This is a genomic window from Egicoccus halophilus, from assembly GCF_004300825.1.
GTDB lineage: Bacteria > Actinomycetota > Nitriliruptoria > Nitriliruptorales > Nitriliruptoraceae > Egicoccus > Egicoccus halophilus.
Genome location: NZ_CP036250.1, coordinates 1981636 through 2004288, shown reverse-complemented (window position 1 = coordinate 2004288; position 22653 = coordinate 1981636). Strand labels below are relative to the sequence as shown.

Here is a 22653-nt window from a genome sequence, read left to right as displayed (position 1 = left end):
GGGGTGCGCTCCAGCGCACCCCGGACGGTCGCTCGGACGAGCCGGGCCTGCGTGGACACGGCGACCCCCGGTGCTAGTCACCCACCGGGTCGCCGACCGGCGGTGAACCCGGGTCGTCGGCGGGCAGCGCCTCGGACTCGAGCGCGGCCGTCTCCGCGGCCACGAGCCGGGCCTCGTCCATCACCACGTCCAGACTCGGGGACCCCCCGTCGGGCGCGACCCTCCGGGCGGCGAGCGTGGCCGCCATGACCTCGCTGAAGACCGGAGCCGCGACCAGGCCGCCGTAGAACACCGGTCCGGGTTCGTCGACCATCACGGCCACCACGACCTCGGGGTCCTCGACCGGTGCGAACCCGACGAAGGTCGCGACGTACTCGCCGGAGTAGCCGCGCGCGTCGACGCTGGGCTTGCGGGCGGTGCCGGTCTTGCCGGCCACGCTGTAGCCCTCGACGGCCGCCCGTCCGCCCGTGCCGTGCTCGCCGCTCACGGCGCGCTCGAGCAGCGAACGGACCTGCCCGGCGGTGTCGGGAGAGACCACGCGTCGCTCGCCGCCCGACGCCGTCGGCGTCAGACGACCGTCCTCGCCGACCGTGCCGCGCACGATGCGCGGGGTCCTGGCCACGCCGTCGTTGGCCAACGTGGCGTAGGAGGTGGCCAACTGCATCAGCGTCACGGCCACGCCCTGGCCGATGGAGATGGTGGGCAGCGAGGTCCCCCACCAGTTCTCGGTCGGCATGAGCAGCCCGCTGGACTCCCCCGGGAATCCCACGCCGGTCGGCTGCGCGTACCCGAACTCCCGCAGGTAGTCGTACAGCCGCTCCGGGCCCAGCTGCTGGGCGAGTTCGATGGTGCCGACGTTGCTGGAGCGCTCGACCATGTCACCGAGCGTCCACTGCGCCCCGGGAAACGGGTGCGGGTCGCGGAAGGTCCGGCCTCCGGCCTGCACGCTGCGGCTCGTGGGCCTCGCGGACGTCGCCGACACCAGCCCTTCCTCGAGCGCCGCCGCGACGGTCAGCGCCTTCTGCACCGATCCAGGCTCGAACACGTCGGTGACGGCGCGGTTGCGCCACGTCTCGGGGTCGCTGTTGCCGCGGTCGTTGGGGTCGAAGCCGGGGCTCGAGGCCATGCCGAGCACCTCGAAGGTGTCGACGTCGAGCACGACCACGCTGGCGGCGGCGGCGTCGTGCTCCTCCACGGCGTTGGCCGCCGCCTGCTCCGCGGCGTACTGCACGTCCCGGTCGAGGGTCAGGACCAGATCGGTCCCCGGCTCGGACGGCTGGAGCTCGCGGGTGCCCGAGGTGATCCCGAGCCCGCCCGGTGCCTGATCGAAGGTCAGTACCCCCGATCGGCCCCTGAGGACCTGGTCGTACTGCTCCTCGAGCCCCTGCAGTCCCTCGCCGTCGATGCCGGTGAACCCGACGATCTGCCCGGCCAGCGGTCCGGCCGGGTAGACCCGCTGCGGCTCGGCGAGCACGCCGACGCCCGGCAGCTCCAGCTCGCGGATGCGCTCGCCGACCTCCCAGTCCAGCTGACGGCCGAGGTAGACGAAGTGGGCGTCGCGCTCGAGGCGGTCGCGCACGTCGTCGGCCCGCAGGTCGAGCAGCGGCGCGAGCGCCTCGGCGACCTCGCGGCTGTCCCCGGCCGCCGGGACGACCTGTCCGTCGGGGGTCTCCCCCGGCCGGTAGGCGCGCGGGTCGACGTACACCGAGGCCGACTGCACGCTGGTCGCGAGCACGTCCCCCTCACGGTCGTAGATGCGCCCGCGCGTCGCCGCCAGGTCGACGATCCGCGCCCGCTGACGAACGCCACGATCGGCGTAGTCGGGGCCCTGCACGACCTGGACGTTGATCAGTTGACCGAAGGTCAACGCGAACAGCAACCCGTAGATGAGCAGCATCCAGCGGATCCGGCGGGTCCCGGTCTCCCGCGCGGACCGCTGGACGCGGGAGGCGGCCAGGGCGCGGAGCCGACGCGGCTGCTCGGTCATCTAGCGCTCCAGGGAGAGGACGGGCTTGAGCGGGTCGGCAGCACGCTCACCCGTGTACAGCTCGTTGACGGCACCGTCGGCCGGCAGGTTGCGCTGCAACTGCACGTGCCGGCCGGCACCACCCGGGACCAGGCCGAGCTCGAGGGCCGCCTCGCGGATGCGCGCGGGGTCCTCCAGGGCCGCCACGTCGGCGACCAACTGCGCGTAGGAGCGCTCGGCCTCCGCCACCCGGGCGTCGAGCGCGCGGGCCTCGACGGCACCGGCGGCCGCGAGGGCGTTGAGCGTCACGGTGCCGAACACGGCGGCACCGAGCACGACGATGACGACCAGCGCGTAGGCCAACGTGTGACGCCGACGCGACGCGCCGACCACCTCGAGGTGGCGGGAGGCGTCCTGGGGTGCGGTCGTCTTCTTCGGGACGGGAACGGCGCTCACGGGTGGGACTCCAGGCGGCGGACCGCACGCAGGCGGGCCGCGGTGGCACGGGGGTTGACGGCGACCTCGTCGGCGTCGGGCCGCTCGGGCTTGCGGATGACGTGCTCGACCAGTGGCGTGCGGCCGCAGGCGCACACCGGCAGGTTCGGCGGACAGACACAGCCGGTCGCCGCGGCGGCGAACGCCCGCTTGACCGGCCGGTCCTCCAGGGAGTGGTAGCTCAGGACCGCCAGGACACCGCCCGTGGCGAGCCGCTCGAGGGCGGCCGGCAGGACCTGCTCGAGGGCCTCGAGCTCGCCGTTCACGGCGATGCGCAGGGCCTGGAAGGTGCGGGTTGCCGGGTGCCCACCGGTCCGGCGGGCAGCCGCCGGGATGGCGTTGCGCACGACCTCGGCCAGCTCGGTCGTGCGTGTCAGCGGTCGTGCGGCCACGACGGCCCGTGCGATGCGGTCCGCGAACCGTTCGTCCCCGAACCGGCGCAGGATGCGGGCCAGCTCCCGTGGCTCGAGCTGGTTGACCAGATCGGCCGCCGAGCGCGGCAGGTCCGGGTCCATGCGCATGTCGAGCGGACCGTCCTGGCGGTAGCTGAACCCCCGGGCGGCCTCGTCGACGTGCATCGACGAGATGCCCAGGTCGAGGAAGATCCCGGCGACCCGCTCGATCCCGAGCCCGTCGAGGACCTCGCCGAGCGCGTCGAACCGGGTGCGCACCAGGGTGGTCTCCACCGCGTCACCGACGCGCGCCAGGCGGGTCTCGGCCAGCGCCAGCGCGTGCGGGTCGCGGTCGAGGCCGACCAGGGACGCACGGCCGTGGCGCCGCGCCCGGGCCTCGAGCACGGCCGCCGCGTGTCCCGCCGCCCCGAGCGTGCCGTCCAGGTACACCCCCTCGGGTGCGTCGGCGAACAGCGCGACGACCCGGTCCAGCAGGACCGGGACGTGCGGCGGCCCGGAGGAACCGGGGGCGCCGTGCTGCTCGGGCAGGGTCATGGTGCTCGCCATGTCAGACGGTGAACGGGGCGTCGAGGTTGGCGAAGGCCTCCTCGGCGGCGTCGCGGTACTGCTCCCAGGTGCTGCGGTCCCAGATCTCGACCTTCTCGTCCGCACCGTTGACGGTGAGGTCCTTGTCGAGCCCCGCGTAGGCACGCAGCCGCGGCGGGATGGTCACGCGCCCCTGGGCGTCGGGGGTCTCCTGATGGGCGCCGGCGAGGAACACGCGCAGGTAGGCCCGCGCGCGCTGGTCCTCGCGCGGTACCGCCCGGAGTTCCTCGACCCGGCGTTCGAACGCGGTGGCGGGGTAGACGTCGATGCAGCGGTCCTGGGAGGGGGCGAACACCAGGCCACCGGACAGCCGCTCGCGGAAGCGTGCAGGCAGGATCACGCGCCCCTTGGCGTCCAGCGTGTGCTGGTGCTCTCCGAGGAACAACCGCGACCTGCTCTGTCGGGTACCGGGTGCTCCCCCTGACGGGAACGCCCTCCACTTCGCACCACTCTACGACACCCCCTCCCACATCGGCAACGATCCTCCCCCCGAAAGCGCAGGCTAATTCCGTGTTCTCGCCAAAAGCGGCAAGCTCCGCCGTTGCGGCGCGGACGCGGGCGCGACCGACCGGACCGGCGCGTCACCGCCGGCGGTCCGTCCCCGGTACGGCGGGCGTGGGCGCGGTGGTGGGAAGTGGTGGCCGGGGCGGTCCGGACGCTGCCCGCCCGGTCACCACCGCGGCTGCCGACGGTGCCTACGAGGTGGACGGGTCCATGAGCCGCAGCAGTCCACCGAACCAGATCGACGCCAGCGTGCGCACGACCGAGGCGCGCTGCTCCTCGTCGTCGCTGGTCATGCCCTGCGTCGCGTACCCCTCGACCATCGCCACGAGCGCCGCCGCGGCCACCTGCGGGTCGTGGGGCGTGCTGTCGAGCGCCGGACCGAGGTTCTGCGCCACCCGTTCGACGTACCCGGTGCGCACCTCGCGGAGGCGGTCGCGGAAGTGCTGGTCGTGCGCACTGGCCTCCAGCCAGGTGCGGACGACGTCGCCGTGTTGCGAGAACACGTCGACGAAGCGGTCGATGACGGCCGCGATCGTGGTCAGGACGTCCGTGCCCTCCCAGGGCTCGTCGACCACCGCCTGCAGCTGGCCGGCCGTCTCGTCGATGAGGGCGTCGAGGGCACCGGCCTTGTTCTCGAAGTAGGTGTAGAACGTGCCGTGGCTCACCCCGGCCTCGGCGACGACGTCCTCCACGCGGGCGGCGGCGTAGCCGCGGTCCGCGAACACGGCGCGCGCAGCCGCGCGCAGCCGGGCGGCGGTGCGCTCGCCCCGCGTCGTGCGCGCGGGCACGCCCGGGTCAGCAGACACGTCCGTCCTCCTCGGGCTCGACAAAGAGCGGTGGGCGGAGCGCTCACCGTAGTGGGCCACGCCACCCGGCCGCGAGGCGACGGCCCGCGTCGGTACCATCGACCACCGTCCTCGCCGGGCCGGGACGCGTCCGTGTCGCGGCACGTCGCCGTCCCGCCGTGACCGCCGGTCGCGGGCACGGGCAGGCACGAGCGGGACGGGGAGGCGGCTGTGAGCACGACGGACGGCACCATGCGGCGTCGACCCGATCTCTCGTCGGTCGGCACGACGCTGGAGGCGATCGAGCGCAACGTCACGGGCGTGGTCCGGGGCAAGCCGCGCGAGGTGCGTCTCGCCCTCGTGACCCTGCTCGCCGAGGGCCACCTGCTGGTCGAGGACGTGCCCGGCGTCGGCAAGACCATGCTGGCCAAGGCCCTGGCCCGTTCGATCGACTGCTCGGTCGCACGCGTGCAGTTCACCCCGGACCTGCTGCCCTCGGACGTCACGGGCGTGACCGTCTACTCGCCCGACACCGGGGACTTCGAGTTCCGCCCGGGACCGATCTTCGCCAACCTGGTGCTGGGTGACGAGATCAACCGTGCCGGACCCAAGACGCAGTCCGCGCTGCTCGAGTCGATGGAGGAGCGCACGGTCACGATCGACGGCACCACCCACGAGCTGGCGCGACCGTTCATGGTGATCGCCACGCAGAACCCGATCGAGCTCGAGGGCACCTATCCGCTGCCCGAGGCGCAGCGCGACCGGTTCCTGATGCGGATCTCGATCGGCTACCCGCACCAGGACGACGAGCTCGAGATCCTACGGACCCACGGCGGCGTCGACCGGGTGCGCGAGTTGCGCCCGGTCGCCGACGCGGCCGCGGTCGCCGACGCCATCCTCGCGATCCGCGACGTCCACGTCGACGACGCCGTCGCCCGGTACCTCGTGGCGTTGTGCCGGGCCACGCGCGCCCACCCGGAGGTCGAGCTCGGGGCCTCGCCGCGCGCCTCGCTGGCCCTGCTGCGTGCCTGCCGCGCAGCCGCGGCCGTGGCGGGCCGAGACTACGTCGTGCCCGACGACGCCAAGGAGCTGGCGCCACACGTCCTGCCGCACCGGCTGATCCTGCGCCCGGAGGCGCAGCTCGCCGGCCACGATCCGCTGCACGTCGTGCTGGACGTCGTCGACGGCGTCCCGGCGCCCACGGAGTGACGGGCGTGCCGCCGCGATCGGTGCGCACCACCCTCGGCCCGTTGACCGAGCGGGGTCTCGGCCTGTCCGGCGCCGGGATCGTGCTGTGGGTGGCCGCGCGCACCTTCGGGATCCCGGAGCTGCAGATGGCCGCCGTCGGCGTGTTCGCCCTGCTGGTGCTCGCCCTGTCGTTCCTCCTGCTGGGCTCCACCCGCCTGCGCGTCGAGCGCCTCGTGCGCCCGGGGCGGCTGTTCCACGACGCGACCGGCGAGGTGGAGCTGACCGTGACCAACACCAGCCGGCTGCCGACCGCCACGCTGGCGCTGCGCGACCGGGTACCGGCGACGCTCAGCTCGCAGACGACCACGGTCGTCGGGCCGTTGCGCGGTGGCGCGCGGACCACCGTGCGTTATCCGGTGCGTGGGCTGCAGCGCGGACGCTTCGACGTCGGCCCGCTCACCGTCTCCCTGCGCGACCCGTTCGGTGTGGTCGCCCGACGTCGGGTGATCGGGGATCCGGCGACGCTGACGGTCTACCCGCCGGTGTGGCGGCTGCCGGACGGTGTGCCCATCGGCGGGGCCACCAGCTCGGGAGGCGAGGGCCGCCCGCGCCCCCAACCCAGCGGGGAGGACCTCGCCAACGTGCGGGAGTACGTGCGCGGCGACGACCTGCGGACGGTGCACTGGGCCAGCACCGCCCACCGCGGCAAGCTGATGGTGCGCCAGGCCGAGTCGCCCCAGGATCCGCGGGTGGTGCTGCTCCTCGACGTCCGGCGCGCCCGTCACCGGGGACAGGGCCCCTCGTCGAGCTTCGAGACGGCGGTCTCGGCCGCCGCGAGCATCACCTACCACGTGTCCGCACGTGGACGACAGGTCGCTCTCGTCGACCGGCCGCTGCTGGCCGGTCCGCTCGTGCTGCCGTGGCAGCAGTGGCTGGAACGCCTCGCCGACGCGGAACCCGACGAGGTCGACCTCACGGCCCTGCTGCAACAGGTCGCGCGTGGCACGGCCGGGGACGGCACGCTCGTCGTGGTGTCCACGGTGCCCGAGCCGGCCGAGCTCCGACTGCTGGTGCGGGCGGGCCGCGGGTTCTCGACCCGCATCGCGGTCCTCGTCGACGCCGCCAGTCATGCCGGACGCCCCGACGTCGAGGTCGCCCGCGCCGTCGCCGCGAGCGCGGCCGCGTTGCGGGCGGCCGGCTGGCGGGTGACCGTGGTCGCCGCCGGCGACCGGTTCGACGACCGCTGGCAGGAACTGCTCCGCCGCCCCCGCCTGGGAGCCGGCGCATGAGGCGACGCGACGCGCTGCTCGCCCTGGCCACGTTGGTGCTGCTGCTGGCCACCGTTCCGGCCTACGACCGGGTCTTCGCCGAACCGTCCTGGCGCGGCCCGGCGATGGCGGCCGGCGTGCTCGCCCTGGTGCTGGCGGCCGTGCTGCGGGCCCTACGGCTGCCGTGGTGGGCGGCGCTGGCCGCCTCGGTGGCTGGCCTTGCGGTGCTCACGTCCGTCCTGCACCTGCCCGACGCCCCGCTGCTGCCGGGGACGGAGCAGTGGCACCGGGTCCGGGAGCTGTTCGCCGTCGCCCGCACCGAGGTGCGCGAGACACCGTCGCCCGCACCCGTGCTTCCGGGTCTGTTGTTGCTGGTCACCACCGGCTTCTGGACCGTCGCCCACGTCGCCCACGACGTCGTCGTGCGGTGGCGACGCAGCGGTCTCGGGATGGTTCCGGTGCTCGTGCTGTGGGCCGTACCGCTGGCGATCCGCTCCGACGACGCCCGGGCCTGGATCACGGCCGTGCCGTTCCTGGCCGCGGCGGGGCTGTTGCTGCTGTTCTCGGCTCCCGACACGCTGCCCGGGCCGGCGCGACGGCTGCCGCGCGCCCCGGCCGGTGGCCTCGCCGTCGGCGCCCTGGCCGTCACCGTCGCGGTCCTCGCACCGGGCGTGCTTCCCGGCTACGGCGAGCCGGCCTGGGTGGACGTCGGTCGCGGCAACGACCCCCGTGGCTACCAGCCGATCGTGGACGTCGCCGAGCGCCTGCAGCTGCCGACCGAGCGCGACGTGCTGCGCGTCTCCAGCGAACGCCGCACCTACCTGCGGCTGGCCGGGCTCGACAGCTTCGACGGCCACACCTGGCGGCTCGGGCCGAGCGATCAGGGGTCCTACCGTCCGGACCCGGCCTCGCTGCACGCGGCCTCGGACGTGCTTCCCCCCGAACAGGAGGCGGCCGCCAGCGAGCCGCTGTTCGTCGACGTCGAGGTGCTCGCCCTCGAGAACATCTACGTCCCGGTGCCCTATCAGCCGGTGCAGGTGCTCGGTCCGCAACGCAACGAGATGGTGTGGTCCACCGAGGGTGGCTTCCTGGCCACGTGGGACACCGTGGACGGCGAGTTGTCGGGCCAGCCGCGCGTGGGCGTGCGCGAGGGCGTCAACTACCGCGTGCAGGCCTCCCGGCCGACGCCGGCCTACGAGCAGCTGCTGGACGCGGAACCCGACGCCGCGACCCGCGAACGCTTCACGCGGCTGCCACGCTCGTACCCCGGGCTGCGTGAGCAGGCCGAGCAGGTCTACGCGGCCGCCGACGCCACGAGCACCGTCGACCGCGCCCTCGCCCTCCAGCGCTGGTTCATCGGTGATGAGGGCGGATTCGCCTACGACCTCGACGTGCCCCCGCTGCGGGGCGACCAGGCCCTCGAGCGCTTCGTCCTGGAGGACAAGGTCGGCTACTGCGAGTACTTCGCGACCGCCATGGCGGTGATGCTGCGCGAGACGGGCATCCCGGCGCGCGTCGCGGTGGGCTTCCTGCCCGGCCGGGTGTCCGCCCCCGCCGATCCCGCACTCGGGCGCGACGTCGACGAGTACACCGTCTCCACCCGCGACGCCCACGCCTGGGTCGAGGTGCTCTTCCCCGGGTACGGCTGGATCACCTTCGAGCCGACGCCCCGCGACGACAGCACGCAGATGGTCCCGCGCGAGGACGACCTCTCCCCGCTGGAGAACGAACGCGAGCGGGCGGCGCGTGAGCGCGAGGAGGCCGACACCGACGACGACGGGCCCTCGTCCAACCCGCAGCTGCCCACGCAGCAGCCACCGCTGCCCGAGCAGGACGCGGCGCCCCCGCAGGCGCAGGCGCCGGAGGCCGGCACGCAGGGCGACCAGCGCGCCCGCTGGCCGCTGGCGCTGGTGGGGTTGGGGCTCGGCGCCGTCGCCCTGCTGACGCTGCGCTCGCAACGGACGCGCACCCGTAGCGCGGGCACGGACCCCGCCGCTCGCGTGATCACCGCCCAGCGACGGCTGCTGGCCACCGGGGCCGCGTTCGGGATCGGGCGGCGGCCGGCGGAGACCACACCGCAGGTGCTCGCGCGATGGGCCGCCGAGGGGCGTGTCGATCCCACCCACGGCGCCAGCTTCGCCCGACTGGCACAGCAGGCGGCGTTCGGCGGTGCCGTCGACGAAGCGGACGCTGCGGCGGCCGAGACCCTGGCGGCGGACCTCGAGGACCGCGTCCGCGCCTCGGTGGACACCCGTGACCGGCTCCTCGCACCGGTGCGCGTGCCGATGGACCAGGGCCTGGCGCGCACGCGCACGCTCGTGGGCAGCGTGCGGGACCGCCTGGGGCCGTGATGCCTCGGCGCCGGTGGTGGCGGACGCACGAACGCGGTCCGTCGGGGACGGACCGCGTCGTCGGCTGGCGCGGCGGCGGAGCCGCGCCGGTCAGCTGACCTCGTCGGGCGGCACGGCGGCCGGCGTCGGTTGCTCCGGACGCTCGCGCAACGCGGTGGCGCCGAGCAGGATCGCGCCGAGCAGGAGCACCATCCCCGCCACACCGAAACCGATGCTGAACGTCAACCCGAGCAGCGAGAGCACCCCCCAGGACCGCCAGCGCGACCGCGAGTCGCAGGCGCAGTGTTCGGGATGCGGCGGTGCGATTTCGTCGCGCGCGGGCGACGAACCGGGGATCCTCGGCCGCGAGCTGACGCTCGATCTCGGCGAGGATCCGCTCCTCGTGCTCGGACAACGGCATGTGGGTTCCACGTGGCCGACAGTGCGGGAAGCGTATCCAGCACCCCCCGACGATGCACCCCGCCGAGTGGCCGATGCGCGCCCCGTCCACGGTCGGCCACCGAGCGCGCCGACCCGCCGATCCGGCCGGTCGCCGGCTCCGACGCTCACCCGTGTCCGCGCGCCCCGGTCAGGTCCCACGGAAGGCCGGCGCGCGACCCTCGAGCCGCGCGCTCACGGCCTCGCGGAAGTCGTGCCCCTCGACGCAGGCCACCTGGGTGCGGGCCTCGGCGGCCAGGGCCGATTCCCGTCCCCGGTCGAGGTTCTCGCGCAGCAGTCGCGGTGCCCGCCGCAGTGCCCCCGGACCTGCGGCCAGCTTCGCGGCGACGGCGTGCGCCTCGGCCCGCGGGTCGCCGCTGCCCAGTGCCAGCTCCACCAGTCCCATGGCCAGCGCCTCGTCCGCCCCGACGGTGCGTGCGGTCATGGTCAGCTCGGTGGCGCGACCGAGCCCGACCAGCCGGGGCAGCCGCCACGACCCGCCGAGATCGGGAACCAGGCCCCAGTCGGCCTCCTTGACCGCCAGGGCCGCGTCGGGGGCCACGGCCCGCAGGTGACAGGCGAGCGCCAGTTGGATACCGGCACCGAGGCAGTGACCCTCGATCGCGGCCAGCGTCGGCTTGTCGAGCTCCTCGAACGCGGTGAACGCCGCCTGCAGTTCGGCGACGAACCCGGGGTCGACGCCGCCCTGCAACTGCTCACCGAACACCGCGAGGTCGATCCCGGCCGAGAAGGTGCCGCCCTCCCCCGCCACCACGACCGCACCGACGGCCGGGTCCTGACCGGCCCGCCGGGCGCACGCGCCGAGTCCGGCGAACACCTCGAGGCTCATCGCGTTGCGCTTGTCGGGCCGCCGGATGGTGACGTGCGCCACCGCGTCCTGCACCTCGTAGCCGACCACGTCGGTCATGCTGCGCCTCCTGCCGCGCGGGCGACACCTGCCGCCGGTCGGGGAGCCTAGGCCCCGGAGGCCGACCGACCGGGGATCAGCCGTCGTCGTGCCGGCCGTCGCGGCCCGGTCTCGCCTCGTCGTCGTCGTCGTCGAGCAGCGCAGCGAAGGACACGCCGAGTCCGCCGAAGCGTTCGGCGACGGTGTCCGCCACCCGGTCGACGTCCTCCCACCGACGGTCGCTCCAGCCGGTCGCGTCCCCGGTGGCTTCGAGCGGGAACAGCTCGGCGGGGGCGTCCAGGGACAGCTGCCGGGCCGTGTCACCGTCACCGACGTTGGACACGCCCACGCCGAGCAACCGCACCCGTGCCCGCTCCAGGCGCAACCCGTCGAGCAGTCCGGTCGCGACCGTGACCAGGTCGTGCGTGCGGTCGGTGGGGGCCGGCAGGGTCGACGAGCGGGTCACCGTCTCGAACGAGGCGAAGCGCACCTTCAACGTGATGGTGCGTCCCGCCAGGCCGGCCGTACGCAGTCGGCGACCCACCTTCTCGCACAGTCGCAGCAGCTGCCGGCGCAGCACGTCGGGGTCGTCGATGTCCTCGTCGTAGGTCTGTTCGGCCGAGACGGACTTGGTCGGGTTGGTCGGGGTCACCGAGCGGGGGTCGCGCCCGTGCGCGAGATGGTGCAGATGGTTGCCGGTGACCTCCCCGACCACCCGCTGCAGGGTCCGCAGGTCGGCGTCCGCGAGCTGCCCGACGGTGCGGAAGCCGTAGGCGGTGAGCCGCTCGACCGTCTTCGGTCCGGCACCCCACAGCTCCGAGACGTGCAGCGGACGCAGGCGCGCTCCCACCTCGTCGGCCGGCCAGTGCAGCAGTCCGTCCGGTTTCGCCTTCGCCGAGAGCAGCTTGGCGACCGACTTGGTCGACCCGACCCCGATCGAGCACGGCAGTGCGACCTGCTCGCGGACCTCGAGGCGGATGCGGCGGGCGATCTCGACGGGTGGGCCGAACAGCCGCACCGCGCCCGAGACGTCGAGGAACGCCTCGTCGATCGACAGCGGCTCGACCAGCGGCGTGTAGCCCTGCAGGATCTCCATCACCTGGCGGGACGCCTCGCGGTAGGCCTCGAAGCGGTGGGGTGCCACCACCAGGTGCGGGCACAGCCGACGCGCGCGCACCATCGGCATGGCGCTGCGGACCCCGAACCGGCGGGCCTCGTAGGAGGCCGCGGCGACCACGCCGCGACCGCCGGCACCGCCCACCACCACCGGGAGCCCGCGCAGTGCCGGGTCGTCGCGCTGCTCGACGGAGGCGAAGAAGGCGTCCATGTCCACGTGCAGGATCGGCTCGGCGACTCCGGACACGCGTGCGACCTCGGGCGGGCGGTCGCCGGCGGGGCGACCGAACGGGTGTTCGCCCGCGAGCGTACCGGGGTGCCGGTGCGAGCGGTGGACCACCACCCGCGTGTGAACGATCACTAACCTCGACACTCCGCTCGCCCCCGTGAGGTCCGTGTGCCGATCGCCAGCGTCTCCGACCACGTCGCCGTGGCCGTGCCCGCCATCGACGACGCCGCGACGTACTGGCGCGACCGGCTCGGCGGCGGCTGGGTCGGCCCCCGGTTCGCCGCCGACGAGGCCGGGTTCGCGACCCGGCAGCTGCGCTACCCCGGCGGCGCCAAGCTCGAACTGCTCGAACCGGTGGCACCCGACGGGTTCGCGGCCCGGTTCCTGGACCGTTTCGGCGCGCGGATCCATCACGTGACGCTCAAGGTGCCGGCGCTGCTGGCCGCGGTGGAACGGCTGCGCGAGGAGGGCCTCGACGTGATCGACGTGTTCGCCGAGGGCGAGGTCTGGCACGAGGCATTCCTGCGGCCGTCCCAGGTCGGCGGGTTGATCGTGCAGGTCGCCTGGGCCGGCCGCAGCGACGACGAGTGGGCGGCGCTGGCCGGCGTCGACCCGGAGGTTCCGTCGCCGGACGGGCCGCGCCTGCTCGGTCCCACGCTGCAGCACCCGGCGCCCCGGTCCGCGGGTGAGGTCTGGCGCCGGCTCGGTGCCGAGGTGGAGGGAGACGACGACGGGATCCGCGTGCGCTGGGCCGACGCGCCGCTCGACGTCGTGGTGGTCCCCGGCCCGCAGGCCGGTCCGCTCGGCCTGCGGTTCACCGACGCCGAGGCGCGGCCGGGCGACGCGGTCGTGGGCGCGAGGACGCTGGCCGTCACCCGCGCCGGGGCCGAGTGACGTCGGACCGCGGTCGGCGGGTCGCGCGGGTCAGGCCGCGGAGGCGTCGGTCAGGCCGCGGAGGCGTCGAGTCCGGCCACCGCGAGGGCGTCGGTGAGGGTGTCCACGACCGGGACACCCACCGCCTCGAGCTGGGCGCGCGGGTGGGAACCGCCGTCGTAGAGCACGCACGCGGCGCCGACGTGGGCGGCCGCCGCGGCGTCGTCGAGCGCGTCGCCGATCACGAGGACCTCGTCGGGTGCCGCCCCGGTCGCGGGCAGGACCACGGCCAGGTGCGCTTCGAGGTGGGGCGCCTTCGGTCCGCCACCGGGGCCACGCAGGCCGTCCACGCGGACGAACCGGTCGTCGATCCCGAGCCGCCGCACCAGTGGGACCAACTGGTCGTGGCGGTACATCGACAGCAGCGACTGCGAGCGGCCGAGCGCGGCGACCCGGTCGAGGGCGACCTCGGCGTCGATCGCCAGCCTGGCCCGCTCGAGCGCCGACGCGTAGCCGTGGTGGTAGACCTCGTCGAGGTGCTCCCACTCCTCGGCCCCGATGGGCCGACCGAAGAGCCGCTCGTAGAAGGTCCGCACCGGCCGGGTGTAGAGCCGCTGGTAGGTCGCGAGGTCGGTCGGCGGCAGCCCCCGGTCGGCGAGCACCGCGTTGAGCGCCTCGACGACCAGCAGCTGGTCGTCGAGCAGCGTGCCGTTCCAGTCCCACACCACGTGTCTCATGTGGCGGGACGGTAGCGGGCCGGCTCCAGCGGGTCATGTGCTGCCGCGGCCGAACTCGGCGGCGGTGAGGCCGGCGGGTCGGGCGACCGCACGCTCGTGCGGGGCCGGGGTGCCGCGTTCGGCCAGGGCGGCGTCCAGCCACCCCTCCTGCCAGGCCCGCCACAACCGCGACAGGTCCCAGGCCCGCGTGCCCGTCACCGTCGCCCCCATCCGCCCCCGCCGGGACACCCGCCCCTCGGCCACCAGCAGCCAGGCGTGCAGCACCGTCCACGCGCAGTCGTCGAGGTTGCGCTCGAAGTAGGTGGTCTGGGTCTGGCCGGTGCGGTCGTCGAGCGACAGGAACAGCACCCGCTGTCCGGAGCGCTGCGCGGGTGACTGCACCGCCACCTTCACCCCCGCGACCCGTACGGTGGTCTGGGTCGGCAGGTCCGCCAGCTCACAGGCCCGCACCACCCCGAGCACCTCCAGCAGCGGCTCGTAGAAGCTGAGCACGTGCCGGGACACGTCCATCCCGGAGACGGCCAGCTCGGCGCGGACGCGGTCGGACGCCCGGTCCTCGGGCAGCTCCGGGGTGTGGTCGGCGTGCAGGTCCAGGGCGGTCTGCTCGACGCGCCGCCCGTCGGGACGTGCCCGGCGCCGGCGCCCCGCGGTGCCCCACAGCTCCTCGACCGCGAGGCGCAGCGCCCGCCGGTTGGCCGGTCCGCCCTTGCGGCCGACGCCGGCGAGCTGGTCGAGCGCACCGATGTCGACCAACGCCTCCGCGGTCGGCCGGGACAGCCCGCCACGTTCGCGCAGGTCGGCCAGTGTCGGGAACGGCCGACCGTCGATCAGCGCGGCCACCTCGGCGTCGGTGGCACCCTTGACGTCCTGGAGCCCGATCCGCACGGCATAGCGGTAGCCGTTGCCGGCCTCGCCGCTGTCGAACCCGGTGGGCGGCACCGGCCGGGCCACCCGCACCGCCGTCGCGGGTGCGCCGGCCCTGGGTCGCGGCACGCGCCCGTCGGGCACCTCGCAGGGCCAGGTCCAACCCGGGGGCAGGTGCGGGGCCGGATCCTCGCCACGCTGGCGCGCCCGCACGGCCGCGGTCAACCCGAGCAGGTGGTCGGCCAGGCCGCGGTCGACCACCTCGACGGTGTACGGCCCGATCGAGCGGTTGACGTCCGCGGGCAGCACCGCGATGCCGAACAGTCGGCACTCGTCGAGGATCATCCGGCGTGGGTACATGCCCGGGTCGTGGGTGAGCAGGCCGGCGGCGAACTCCGGGAACACGTGTGCCTTCAGGAACGCCGAGCGGTAGGTCGGCACCGCGAACGCCGCCGCGTGGGCCTTGCAGAACCCGAACGACGCGAACGACGCCAGTTGGTCCCACACCTGCTGGGCGTGCTCGCGGGTCAGTCCCCGGTCGCGTGCCCGGGCGATCACCCAGCCGCGGATCGACCCGACCCTGCGCGGGTCGGACAGCTGCCGCCGCAACAGGTCGGCGTAGGCGAGGTCGCAGCCGGTCAACGCCGCCAGCACCCCCATGACCTGCTCGTGGTAGACGATCACGCCGTGGGTCTCGGCCAGCACCGGTTCCAGGCACGGGTGCAGGTAGCGGGTCTCCTCCTCGCCGTGCCGCCGCGAGACGTACGGGCTGACCATGTCGGCCTTGACCGGCCCGGGCCGGAACAGCGAGATCTCAGTGATCAGGTCCCCGAACCGGTCGGGTTGCAGTCGGCCGAGCAGCTCGCGCTGGCCGGGCGACTCGATCTGGAAGATCCCGACCGAGTGGGTCGAGCGGATCAGCGCGTAGGTGTCCTCGTCGCCGTCGGGGATCGCGTCCACCGACAACCGCCCGCGCGCGTCGCGACCTGGCAGCGACGGGTCGGCGTCCCGGGTGGGCGCCGACGCCTGGACCCCGGGAACGGGGCCGTCCGTGGCCGATGGGGGGAAACGCTGCAACGTCCCGTTGACCAGCCCCAGCGCGTGCGACATCGCCGAGAGCATCCTCACCCCCAGCACGTCGAGCTTGAGCAGGCCCAGCGCGGCGACGTCGTCCTTGTCGAACTGGCTCATCGAGTAGCCGTGGGCGGAGCGCTCCAGCGGCGTGCGGGTGGTCAGGTCGCGGTCGCCGAGCAGGATCCCGCACGGGTGCATCGCCAGGTGACGCGGGAAGCCGTCGATCCGCTCGACGAGGTCGAACAGGCGGGTGAGCTGCCCGGCGTCGAGGCGGCTGCCCCGCAGCTCGGGCAGCTGCTCCAGGGCGGTGCGCACGTCGCGGGCGCGGGCATGGTGGAAGCCCTTGGCGATCAGGTCGATCTCCTCGGGCGGCAGGCCGAGCACCTTGCCGACCTCGCGGACGGCCATGCGGGCCTGGAAGGTCTCCACCATCGCCACGCACGCGGTGCGGTCCTCGCCGAAGCGGGCCATCACCAGGTCGTAGACGTCCTCGCGTCGGTGGGACTCGACGTCGAGGTCGATGTCGGGCAGTTCGTCGCGATAGGGGTTGAGGAAGCGTTCGAACGCGAGACCGTTCGCGATCGGGTCGACGTCGCTGATCCGCAGGACGTAGCAGACCAGGCTGCCGGCGGCCGACCCGCGGCAGGCGACCAGGATCCCGAGCTCGCGGACGTCGGCGACGATCGCGGCGACCGCGAGGAAGAGGTCGTGCAGGCCGAGCTGGTCGATCATCCCCAGTTCGTGCTCGAGCCGTTCGCGCACCGCCGGGGTGATGCGGGTGAACCGCTCGGCGGCGCCGGACCAGCAGCGCTGGTGCAGCTCGCCCGCCGCGGTCTCGGGTGCGAGCCCCGACAGGCGCGGGACCTGCAGCCCGCCGATCCCGAGGTCGACCGCGCACGACGTCGCGAGCTCGTGCGCGGCGACGAGCAGGTCGGGACGTTCCCGGAAGCGTTCGTGCTGGTCGGCGGCGGTGGTGAACCATGCCTCGGCGGTGGTGCGGCCGAGGTGACGGCGGCCGAGCGGGACCTGGTGGCGCACGCAGCGCAGCACGTCGGCGACCGCGGCGTCGTCGGTGGTCAGGTAGCGCACGTCGTTGACCGCGGCGGCGCGGACCTGCAGCCGCTCGGCGAGCTCCAGGGTGCGACGGATCCGGGCGTCGTCGCCGGGTTCGGCGAGGTCGTGTCCTCCGCTGCCGCCGGCCAGCGAGCGTCGGCCACCGGGCGCGACCCGGTGGTTGCGCACGCCGAGCACCACGCCGTCGCGGCCGAACACCTCCAACCAGCGACGCAGCTCGGCCTCGGCGGCGTCGGCACGGCCGGCGGCGAGCAGCCGCCCGACCGGCGAGTCGACCCCGAGCAGTGCGACCACCCCGTCCGAGGTGGCCGCCGTGCCCAGCGCGTCGGCCGGCAGGTGGGGGTCGCTGCGGACCTCGGCGTGGGCGGCGCTGACCGTGCGGCACAGCTCGCCGTAGCCGTCCTGGGTCCGGGCCAGCAACGTCACCCGCGCGGCGTCGTCCTCGAGCCATCCCGCCCCACGGCCGGGCCGTGCCTCACCGTCCTCGCGGACGCGACCACCCCGGGTGCGCTCCCAACCGGGGCGGTCGTCGCGCGGCACGAGGGCGAGGTCGCTGCCGAACACCGGCGTGACGCCCTCGGCCGCACAGGCCTGGGCGAAACGCACGGCGCCGTACAGCCCGTCACGGTCGGTGACCGCGACGTGCGTCATCCCGGCGGCCGCCGCGGCCGCGGCCAGCTCACGCGGGCGGATCGCCCCGTCGCGCAGCGAGTAGGACGTGCGGGCGCTGAGGTGCGCGAACGGCGGCGTGCCGGGGGGTGCCGGGCGGGACCGGCCCGCCCGGTACAGCGCCTCGGCCGCCTCCGCCGCCCGCCGGACGTCGACCTCGTGGTCGGCGACCGACGCCCCGTGCTCCGTTCGGCCCCCCGGGGCCGACCCACCGGGCGGGGACCAGCGGCGGGGGGACGCCATCAGTCCCAGACGCGGTCGAGCCGCCAGGACTCGCCGCGCCGGACCAGTTCGTACACCCCGCGGGTCGGCTTGCCGTTCCTGGCCTCCACCCGCCACAGGTCGGTCTGCTCGATCTGGACCGGTTCGCCGTCGGGTCGGCGCCACCAGCCCGGATCCTCGCGCCAGTGCCCGAGCACCTGCAGCACCTGGTAGCGGTGGCCCCGCCAGGTGAATCCGGTGGGGGCGGTGTCGCCGGTCGTCTGCGTGGAAGGGAGTTCGACCTCCTCGAGGGTCTCGCGGTAACGCTTGGTCATGGCTCGTCCGCCGTCGTCGTCTGTCGGCCACCCCCGGCCTCCCCGGGGGTGGTTGCCTGCTCGAACCCGGCCCGGCGACTCGACGATCAGGCCAGGGATCGAACACACGTTCGAGTGAACGACGGCACCGTACGAGTCGACTGCGACACCCGCCAGCGAACGACCCCCGCCGCCCGCGCCGCGCGCGACCCTGCGCACCGGACTCGTCGCGCTCGCCCCGAGCGGGCCGAGGACGTCAGCCCTCGACGTCCTCGGGCAGCGTGCGCCGGGCGAGCACGAGCAGTTCACGGGCCAGTTCGTCGGCGACCTGCTCGACCGGTTCACCCGCCGTGACACGGGCGTTGGCGCTGCCGAGCAGTGCCGTGGTCAGCTGGGCCGCCATCGGGCCCAGTGCGACCCGCACGGTCGGTCGCTCCTCGATCACCTCGGCCCGGATCTGCGGCAGCGGCACGAACGCCGGGAACACCCGCAGGTCGTCGACCAGGGGCCGCAGTCCCGCGCCCCACGCCGCCCCGTCGGTCGTGGTCGTCAACCCCGCCAGGCAGTCCCCCGCCGCGACCCCCCGGACCGCCTCCTCGGGATCAGCGGCCAGGAACGCCCGGTCGCTGCGGACGCTGTACGCCTCGAGCACCGCCCGCAGGCCGTCGACCCGGGTGCCGAACTCCCGGTCGACGCACACCAGCGCGTCGGGCTGCTCGGACAGACGACGGGCCAGGTCCGACAGCGTGCGCAGGTCGGCGCCCGGTCCCGCCGCGCCCTGCACCACGAAGGCGAACGTGGCGTTCGCGGGCGGCTGGTCGAGGCTGCCGTCCCCGAACCGCGGCCGCAGCCAGACCAGGTCCTCGGGCTCGTCGTGGTCGCGCACCGCCACGAAGCTCGCGCGCGGGTCCCCCGGCGGGTCGGCGCGGCCCAGGGTCTCGAGCCACGTCTCGCCGGTGTAGCCGGCCTGCACGTCGACGTCCCCGAGTTCCATCGCCTGCCGCGCGTCCCGACCGTCGCCGAACACCACGATCCGGGTCGGCTGTCCCGCCAGCTCCAGCAGCCGCTGGACGGTGTGTGCCAGCACGCGGGTCTCGAGTTCGGGGCCACTGGCGATGCGCAGTGGCGACAGATCCCCGGTGGCGACGTCGTCGCTGCCCGCCGGCACGCCGGTGTCCACCTGCGAGGTGCAGGCGAACAGGATCAGGAGCAGACACAGCCAGCGACGCACCCGCCCAGGCTGCCACATCGCCCCGGGTCCCGCCGACGACGCCCGGCGTGCGTGCGATGCCACCCCCGTGCCGTCGTACACTGCCCGCCATGCAGACCTTCTCCGCTCCGCTCCCGTCCGCGCCGGTGTCGACGGCAGGTCGCCGACGACGCGGCCGCTCCCTCGTCGCCGCACTGCTGACCGCCGCGCTCGTCGCCGCCTGCAACGGCGGGGCCGGCGACACCGGCGACACCGGCGACACCGAGGACGACCCTGCGGGCGCGCCAGCCGAGGCCGAGCCGGACGCGACCGCCGCCGACGGTGACGACCTGCAGCTGGCCGTCGCCGTCGCCAGCTTCGACCTCGCGGTCGGCGAGTCGCAGCGGCTGCTGGCTGGCCTGTACACCCAGGAGCGGCAACTGCTCGGGTTCGGTGAGGTCACGTTCGACCTCGGCCACCTCGGGGACGCGGCCGGTGGCGAGACGGAGCTGACCCAGCGCGCCACGGCCGCGTTCCTGCCGGTGCCGGGCGCCGAGCCGGAGGGCGACGCCGCACAGCCGACCGTGATGTCGGCCCAGGACGGCACCGGTGTGTACGCCGCCGAGGTGGACCTGGACCAGCCGGGGTACTGGGGCCTGCGGGTGACCGCGCAGTTGGCCGACGGCTCCGTGCACGAGGGCCAGGCGACGTTCGAGGTCCACGAGGAGCCCGGGGTCCCCGCGGTCGGCGACGAGGCACCGGCCATCGAGAACCTGACGCTGGCCGACGTCGAGGCCGGCACCGCCGAGCCCGAGTCCCTCGACTCACGGGCGATCGAGGACGGCGAGGTCCCCTCCCCACAGCTGCACCGGACCACCATCGCCGAGGCCGTCGAGCAGGGACGGCCGGTCGTCGCGATCTTCTCCACCCCGGTCTACTGCGTCAGCCGGTTCTGCGGCCCGCTCGTGGAGACCATCGAGGACCTGGCCGACCGCTACGCCGAGCGTGCCGACTTCGTGATGGTCGAGGTGTGGGAGGACTTCGACGAGCAGCGCCTCAACGCGGCAGCCGCCGAGTGGATCCAGACCGAGACCGGCGGCAACGAGCCGTGGACCTTCCTCGTGGGCGAGGACGGTCGGATCGCCGCCCGCTGGGACAACGTCCTCGACGTCGCCGAGCTCGAGGCGGAGCTGGACGCACTGCCGGCGATCCCGCCCCGCGCCGAGGGCACCCCCGCCGACGACCTCGTCGAGGACTGAGCAGCGCACCCCCTCCGCCACACGGCAGGAACCGCCCGCCGCGGCTGACCAGTCCGGCTCACGCCCCCGCCCGCTCCCCCACCACGCCCACGAGCAAGCCGCGGCAGCCGAATCAGACCGGCCGGTCGGCGGCGTCGACCTCGGCGTTGTCGAGGCGCTGCTTCATGAAGCGGATCACGCCGCCCGACAGCACGCGCTCGACCTGGGTGGGCGAGAGCTCGTGGCGGGCCTGCAGCGTCGTACCGCGGGTGACGTTGACCACCTCGACAGCCGCACCGGCCCGCAGGGCGTCACGGAGCCCGGTGAAGCGCAGGACGTCGTCCTGTTCGATCGCGTTCCAGTCGTCCTCGTCGACGAAACGCAGCGGGACCACGCCGAAGTTGGCCAGGTTCTGGGCGTGGATGCGGGCGAACTCCTTGACCAGCGCCACGCGCAGACCGAGGTGGCGGGGAGCGAGTGCGGCATGCTCGCGGGAGCTGCCCTGGCCGTAGTTGCGGCCACCGACGACGGCGTGGCCGTCCCCGTCGCGCCACTCCATGGCCCGGTCGTGATAGGTCTCGTCGATGCGGTCGAACGCGAACCGGGCGATCTCGGGGATGTTGGACCGGTAGGGCAGCACCTCGGCGCCGGCCCGGAGGATCTCGTCGGTGGAGACGTCGTCGCCCATCTTGAGCACGACCGGCAGCTCGAGGTCGTCGGGCAGCGGGTCGACGTCGGGCAACGTCGCGATGTTGGGCCCCTTGCGCAGCGCCACGTGGCCCCCCTCGTCGGGCGGCAACGGTGCGACCAGGTTGCCCGTGTCGATCAGCAGCTCGGTCGGCTCGGCCACGCGCGGATAGGTGATGCCATGGGTCTCGGCGAGGTCACGGGGGTCGGTGATGACCCCGGTGATGGCGCTGGCGGTCGCGGTCTCGGGTGAGCAGAGAAAGACCTTGTCCTCTCGCGTACCCGACCGGCCGGGGAAGTTGCGCGGTGTCGTGCGCAGCGAGATCTCCTCGGTGGCGGGCGCCTGTCCCATACCGATGCAGCCGTTGCAGCCGGCCTGGTGGATCCGGGCACCGGCGGTGACGAGCGAGAGCAGGTGCCCGTCCCGGATGAGGTTGCCCAGGATCTGCCGGCTGGACGGGTTGACGTCGAACGAGACCTGGTCGCTGACCGGCTCGCCGACGGCCGCCACGATCTCGGCGGCGACGGCGAAGTCGCGGTAGCCGGGGTTGGCCGACGAACCGAGGTAGGCCTGGGCGATGGGGGCGCCGGCGACCTCGCTGACCGGCACGACGTCCCCGGGCGAGCTCGGCCGGGCGATCAGCGGGACCAGCTCCGACAGGTCGATGCGCTCGGTGTCGTCGTAGCTGGCGTCGGCATCGGCGACGAGTTCGGTGAAGTCGTCCTCGCGCCCCTGCGAGCGCAGGAACCGCCGCACCTCGTCGTCGGCGGGGAAGATCGAGGTGGTCGCGCCCAGCTCGGCGCCCATGTTGCAGATCACGTGCCGATCCATCGACGACAGACCGGCGAGCCCCTCACCGTGGTACTCGAGGATGCGCCCACTGCCGCCGTCGACGCCGTGCCGGCGCAGCAGCTCGAGGATCACGTCCTTGGCGGAGACCCAGTCGGGCAGCTCCCCGACCAGCTCGATGCCCCAGATCCGGGGCATGCGCAGCCGCAGCGGCTCGCCGGCCATCGCCATCGCGACGTCGAGGCCACCGGAGCCGATCGCGAGCATGCCGAGTGCGCCGGCAGCCGGGGTGTGCGAGTCGGATCCGGCCATCGTGGCGCCGGGCCGCCCGAACCGTTCCTGGTGCACCGGGTGGCTGATGCCGTTGCCCGGCTTGGAGTACCACAGCCCGAAGCGCGCGGCGGCGGAGCGCAGGAACAGGTGGTCGTCCGGGTTCTTGTGGTCCTCCTGGATGAGGTTGTGGTCGACGTACTGGACCGAGACCTCGGTGCGGACGCGGTCGAGTCCCATGGCCTCGAGTTCCAGCATCACCAGCGTGCCGGTGGCGTCCTGCGTCAGCGTCTGGTCGATGCGCAGCCCGATGGGGGTGCCGGGCGTCATCTCGCCCTCGACGAGGTGGTCCGCGATCACCTTGCGTGCGACGTTCTCGCCCACGACGAACTCCTGTCCACGACGACGTGGACGACCCTAGGAGTCGGAGGCCCTTCCGGCTCGGCCGG

The 22653-nt window shown here is 74.2% G+C and carries 18 protein-coding genes and 1 pseudogene; 5 read left to right on the top strand and 14 right to left on the bottom strand.

The features are described 5' to 3' along the window. Window positions 1-73: 73 nt before the first annotated feature. The 5 genes from ELR47_RS08910 to ELR47_RS08890 all read right to left on the bottom strand — a co-directional run bounded on the left by ELR47_RS08910 (window position 74) and on the right by ELR47_RS08890 (window position 4769). A complete protein-coding gene (locus ELR47_RS08910; RefSeq protein ID WP_130649581.1) occupies window positions 74-1987 on the bottom strand; it encodes a peptidoglycan D,D-transpeptidase FtsI family protein in 1914 nt (637 codons plus the stop codon). Beyond that, window positions 1988-2422, bottom strand: coding sequence for a hypothetical protein (locus ELR47_RS08905; RefSeq protein ID WP_130649580.1), 435 nt, complete (start codon window positions 2420-2422; stop codon window positions 1988-1990). Beyond that, window positions 2419-3408, bottom strand: coding sequence for a 16S rRNA (cytosine(1402)-N(4))-methyltransferase RsmH (rsmH, locus tag ELR47_RS08900; protein ID WP_130651291.1), 990 nt, complete (start codon window positions 3406-3408; stop codon window positions 2419-2421). The genes ELR47_RS08905 and rsmH overlap by 4 nt, the downstream gene beginning before the upstream one ends. A 13-nt stretch (window positions 3409-3421) precedes the next feature. Continuing rightward, window positions 3422-3844 carry a division/cell wall cluster transcriptional repressor MraZ gene (mraZ, locus tag ELR47_RS08895; protein WP_130649579.1) on the bottom strand — a complete coding sequence of 141 codons (423 nt, stop codon included), beginning with the start codon at window positions 3842-3844 and terminating at the stop codon, window positions 3422-3424. Between the two features lie 310 nt (window positions 3845-4154). Continuing rightward, complete coding sequence (locus ELR47_RS08890) at window positions 4155-4769, bottom strand: TetR/AcrR family transcriptional regulator (RefSeq protein ID WP_165403962.1); 615 nt, start codon at window positions 4767-4769, stop codon at window positions 4155-4157. Window positions 4770-5000: 231 nt separating this feature from the next. Between ELR47_RS08890 and ELR47_RS08885 the strand changes: the two genes are divergently transcribed. The 3 genes from ELR47_RS08885 to ELR47_RS08875 are packed head-to-tail and all read left to right on the top strand — an operon-like array spanning window position 5001 to window position 9555. Next, on the top strand, window positions 5001-5957 hold the full coding sequence (locus ELR47_RS08885; RefSeq protein ID WP_130651290.1) for an AAA family ATPase: 957 nt from the start codon (window positions 5001-5003) through the stop codon (window positions 5955-5957). Window positions 5958-5962: 5 nt separating this feature from the next. After that, complete coding sequence (locus tag ELR47_RS08880; RefSeq protein WP_130649577.1) at window positions 5963-7225, top strand: DUF58 domain-containing protein; 1263 nt, start codon at window positions 5963-5965, stop codon at window positions 7223-7225. Further along, window positions 7222-9555 (top strand): transglutaminase TgpA family protein, encoded by a 2334-nt coding sequence (locus ELR47_RS08875; RefSeq protein WP_130649576.1) that lies wholly within the window; start codon window positions 7222-7224, stop codon window positions 9553-9555. The genes ELR47_RS08880 and ELR47_RS08875 overlap by 4 nt, the downstream gene beginning before the upstream one ends. Before the next feature lie 90 nt (window positions 9556-9645). Here ELR47_RS08875 and ELR47_RS18660 read toward each other — a convergent pair whose 3' ends face one another. From ELR47_RS18660 to ELR47_RS08860, 4 genes and pseudogenes are all read right to left on the bottom strand, one after another. Further along, window positions 9646-9798 carry a hypothetical protein gene (locus tag ELR47_RS18660; RefSeq protein ID WP_188584368.1) on the bottom strand — a complete coding sequence of 51 codons (153 nt, stop codon included), beginning with the start codon at window positions 9796-9798 and terminating at the stop codon, window positions 9646-9648. Window positions 9799-9850: 52 nt separating this feature from the next. Beyond that, window positions 9851-9955: pseudogene (locus ELR47_RS19340) on the bottom strand (DUF3040 domain-containing protein); the annotation flags it as partial. Window positions 9956-10123: 168 nt separating this feature from the next. After that, a complete protein-coding gene (locus ELR47_RS08865) occupies window positions 10124-10900 on the bottom strand; it encodes an enoyl-CoA hydratase/isomerase family protein (RefSeq protein WP_130649575.1) in 777 nt (258 codons plus the stop codon). A 76-nt stretch (window positions 10901-10976) separates the two neighbouring features. Then, entirely contained in the window at window positions 10977-12242 is a 1266-nt protein-coding gene (locus tag ELR47_RS08860; protein ID WP_205745159.1) for a DNA polymerase IV, read from the bottom strand. Between the two features lie 150 nt (window positions 12243-12392). Here ELR47_RS08860 and ELR47_RS08855 point away from each other — a divergent pair, with 150 nt between their 5' ends. Beyond that, window positions 12393-13118 (top strand): VOC family protein, encoded by a 726-nt coding sequence (locus ELR47_RS08855; protein WP_130649574.1) that lies wholly within the window; start codon window positions 12393-12395, stop codon window positions 13116-13118. A gap of 50 nt (window positions 13119-13168) precedes the next feature. Here the strand turns inward: ELR47_RS08855 and ELR47_RS08850 are convergent, their stop codons facing one another. The 4 genes from ELR47_RS08850 to ELR47_RS08835 form a co-directional block, all read right to left on the bottom strand. Further along, the gene (locus ELR47_RS08850) at window positions 13169-13834 is read right to left on the bottom strand and encodes an HAD family hydrolase (RefSeq protein WP_130649573.1); all 666 of its coding nucleotides are present in this window, start codon (window positions 13832-13834) and stop codon (window positions 13169-13171) included. Between the two features lie 33 nt (window positions 13835-13867). After that, on the bottom strand, window positions 13868-17758 hold the full coding sequence (locus tag ELR47_RS08845) for a DNA polymerase III subunit alpha (protein WP_130649572.1): 3891 nt from the start codon (window positions 17756-17758) through the stop codon (window positions 13868-13870). After that, complete coding sequence (locus tag ELR47_RS08840; RefSeq protein WP_130649571.1) at window positions 17758-18051, bottom strand: DUF6504 family protein; 294 nt, start codon at window positions 18049-18051, stop codon at window positions 17758-17760. Before ELR47_RS08840 ends, ELR47_RS08845 begins: the two co-directional genes overlap by 1 nt. A 235-nt stretch (window positions 18052-18286) precedes the next feature. Further along, entirely contained in the window at window positions 18287-19279 is a 993-nt protein-coding gene (locus ELR47_RS08835) for a glycine betaine ABC transporter substrate-binding protein (protein ID WP_130649570.1), read from the bottom strand. A 71-nt stretch (window positions 19280-19350) separates the two neighbouring features. Here ELR47_RS08835 and ELR47_RS08830 point away from each other — a divergent pair, with 71 nt between their 5' ends. Further along, on the top strand, window positions 19351-20478 hold the full coding sequence (locus ELR47_RS08830) for a thioredoxin domain-containing protein (protein ID WP_130649569.1): 1128 nt from the start codon (window positions 19351-19353) through the stop codon (window positions 20476-20478). Window positions 20479-20590: 112 nt separating this feature from the next. Here the strand turns inward: ELR47_RS08830 and ELR47_RS08825 are convergent, their stop codons facing one another. Continuing rightward, window positions 20591-22588 (bottom strand): aconitate hydratase, encoded by a 1998-nt coding sequence (locus ELR47_RS08825; protein WP_130649568.1) that lies wholly within the window; start codon window positions 22586-22588, stop codon window positions 20591-20593. Window positions 22589-22653: the final 65 nt, after the last annotated feature.

Coding starts and splice junctions, on each gene's coding strand:
- ELR47_RS08835 (WP_130649570.1), bottom strand. CDS start 19,279: ATGTGGCAGCCTGGGCGGGTGCGTCGCTGGCTGTGTCTGCTCCTGATC.
- ELR47_RS08845 (WP_130649572.1), bottom strand. CDS start 17,758: ATGGCGTCCCCCCGCCGCTGGTCCCCGCCCGGTGGGTCGGCCCCGGGG.
- ELR47_RS08865 (WP_130649575.1), bottom strand. CDS start 10,900: ATGACCGACGTGGTCGGCTACGAGGTGCAGGACGCGGTGGCGCACGTC.
- rsmH (WP_130651291.1), bottom strand. CDS start 3,408: ATGACCCTGCCCGAGCAGCACGGCGCCCCCGGTTCCTCCGGGCCGCCG.
- ELR47_RS08830 (WP_130649569.1), top strand. CDS start 19,351: ATGCAGACCTTCTCCGCTCCGCTCCCGTCCGCGCCGGTGTCGACGGCA.
- ELR47_RS08910 (WP_130649581.1), bottom strand. CDS start 1,987: ATGACCGAGCAGCCGCGTCGGCTCCGCGCCCTGGCCGCCTCCCGCGTC.
- ELR47_RS08875 (WP_130649576.1), top strand. CDS start 7,222: ATGAGGCGACGCGACGCGCTGCTCGCCCTGGCCACGTTGGTGCTGCTG.
- ELR47_RS08850 (WP_130649573.1), bottom strand. CDS start 13,834: ATGAGACACGTGGTGTGGGACTGGAACGGCACGCTGCTCGACGACCAG.
- ELR47_RS08885 (WP_130651290.1), top strand. CDS start 5,001: ATGCGGCGTCGACCCGATCTCTCGTCGGTCGGCACGACGCTGGAGGCG.
- ELR47_RS08840 (WP_130649571.1), bottom strand. CDS start 18,051: ATGACCAAGCGTTACCGCGAGACCCTCGAGGAGGTCGAACTCCCTTCC.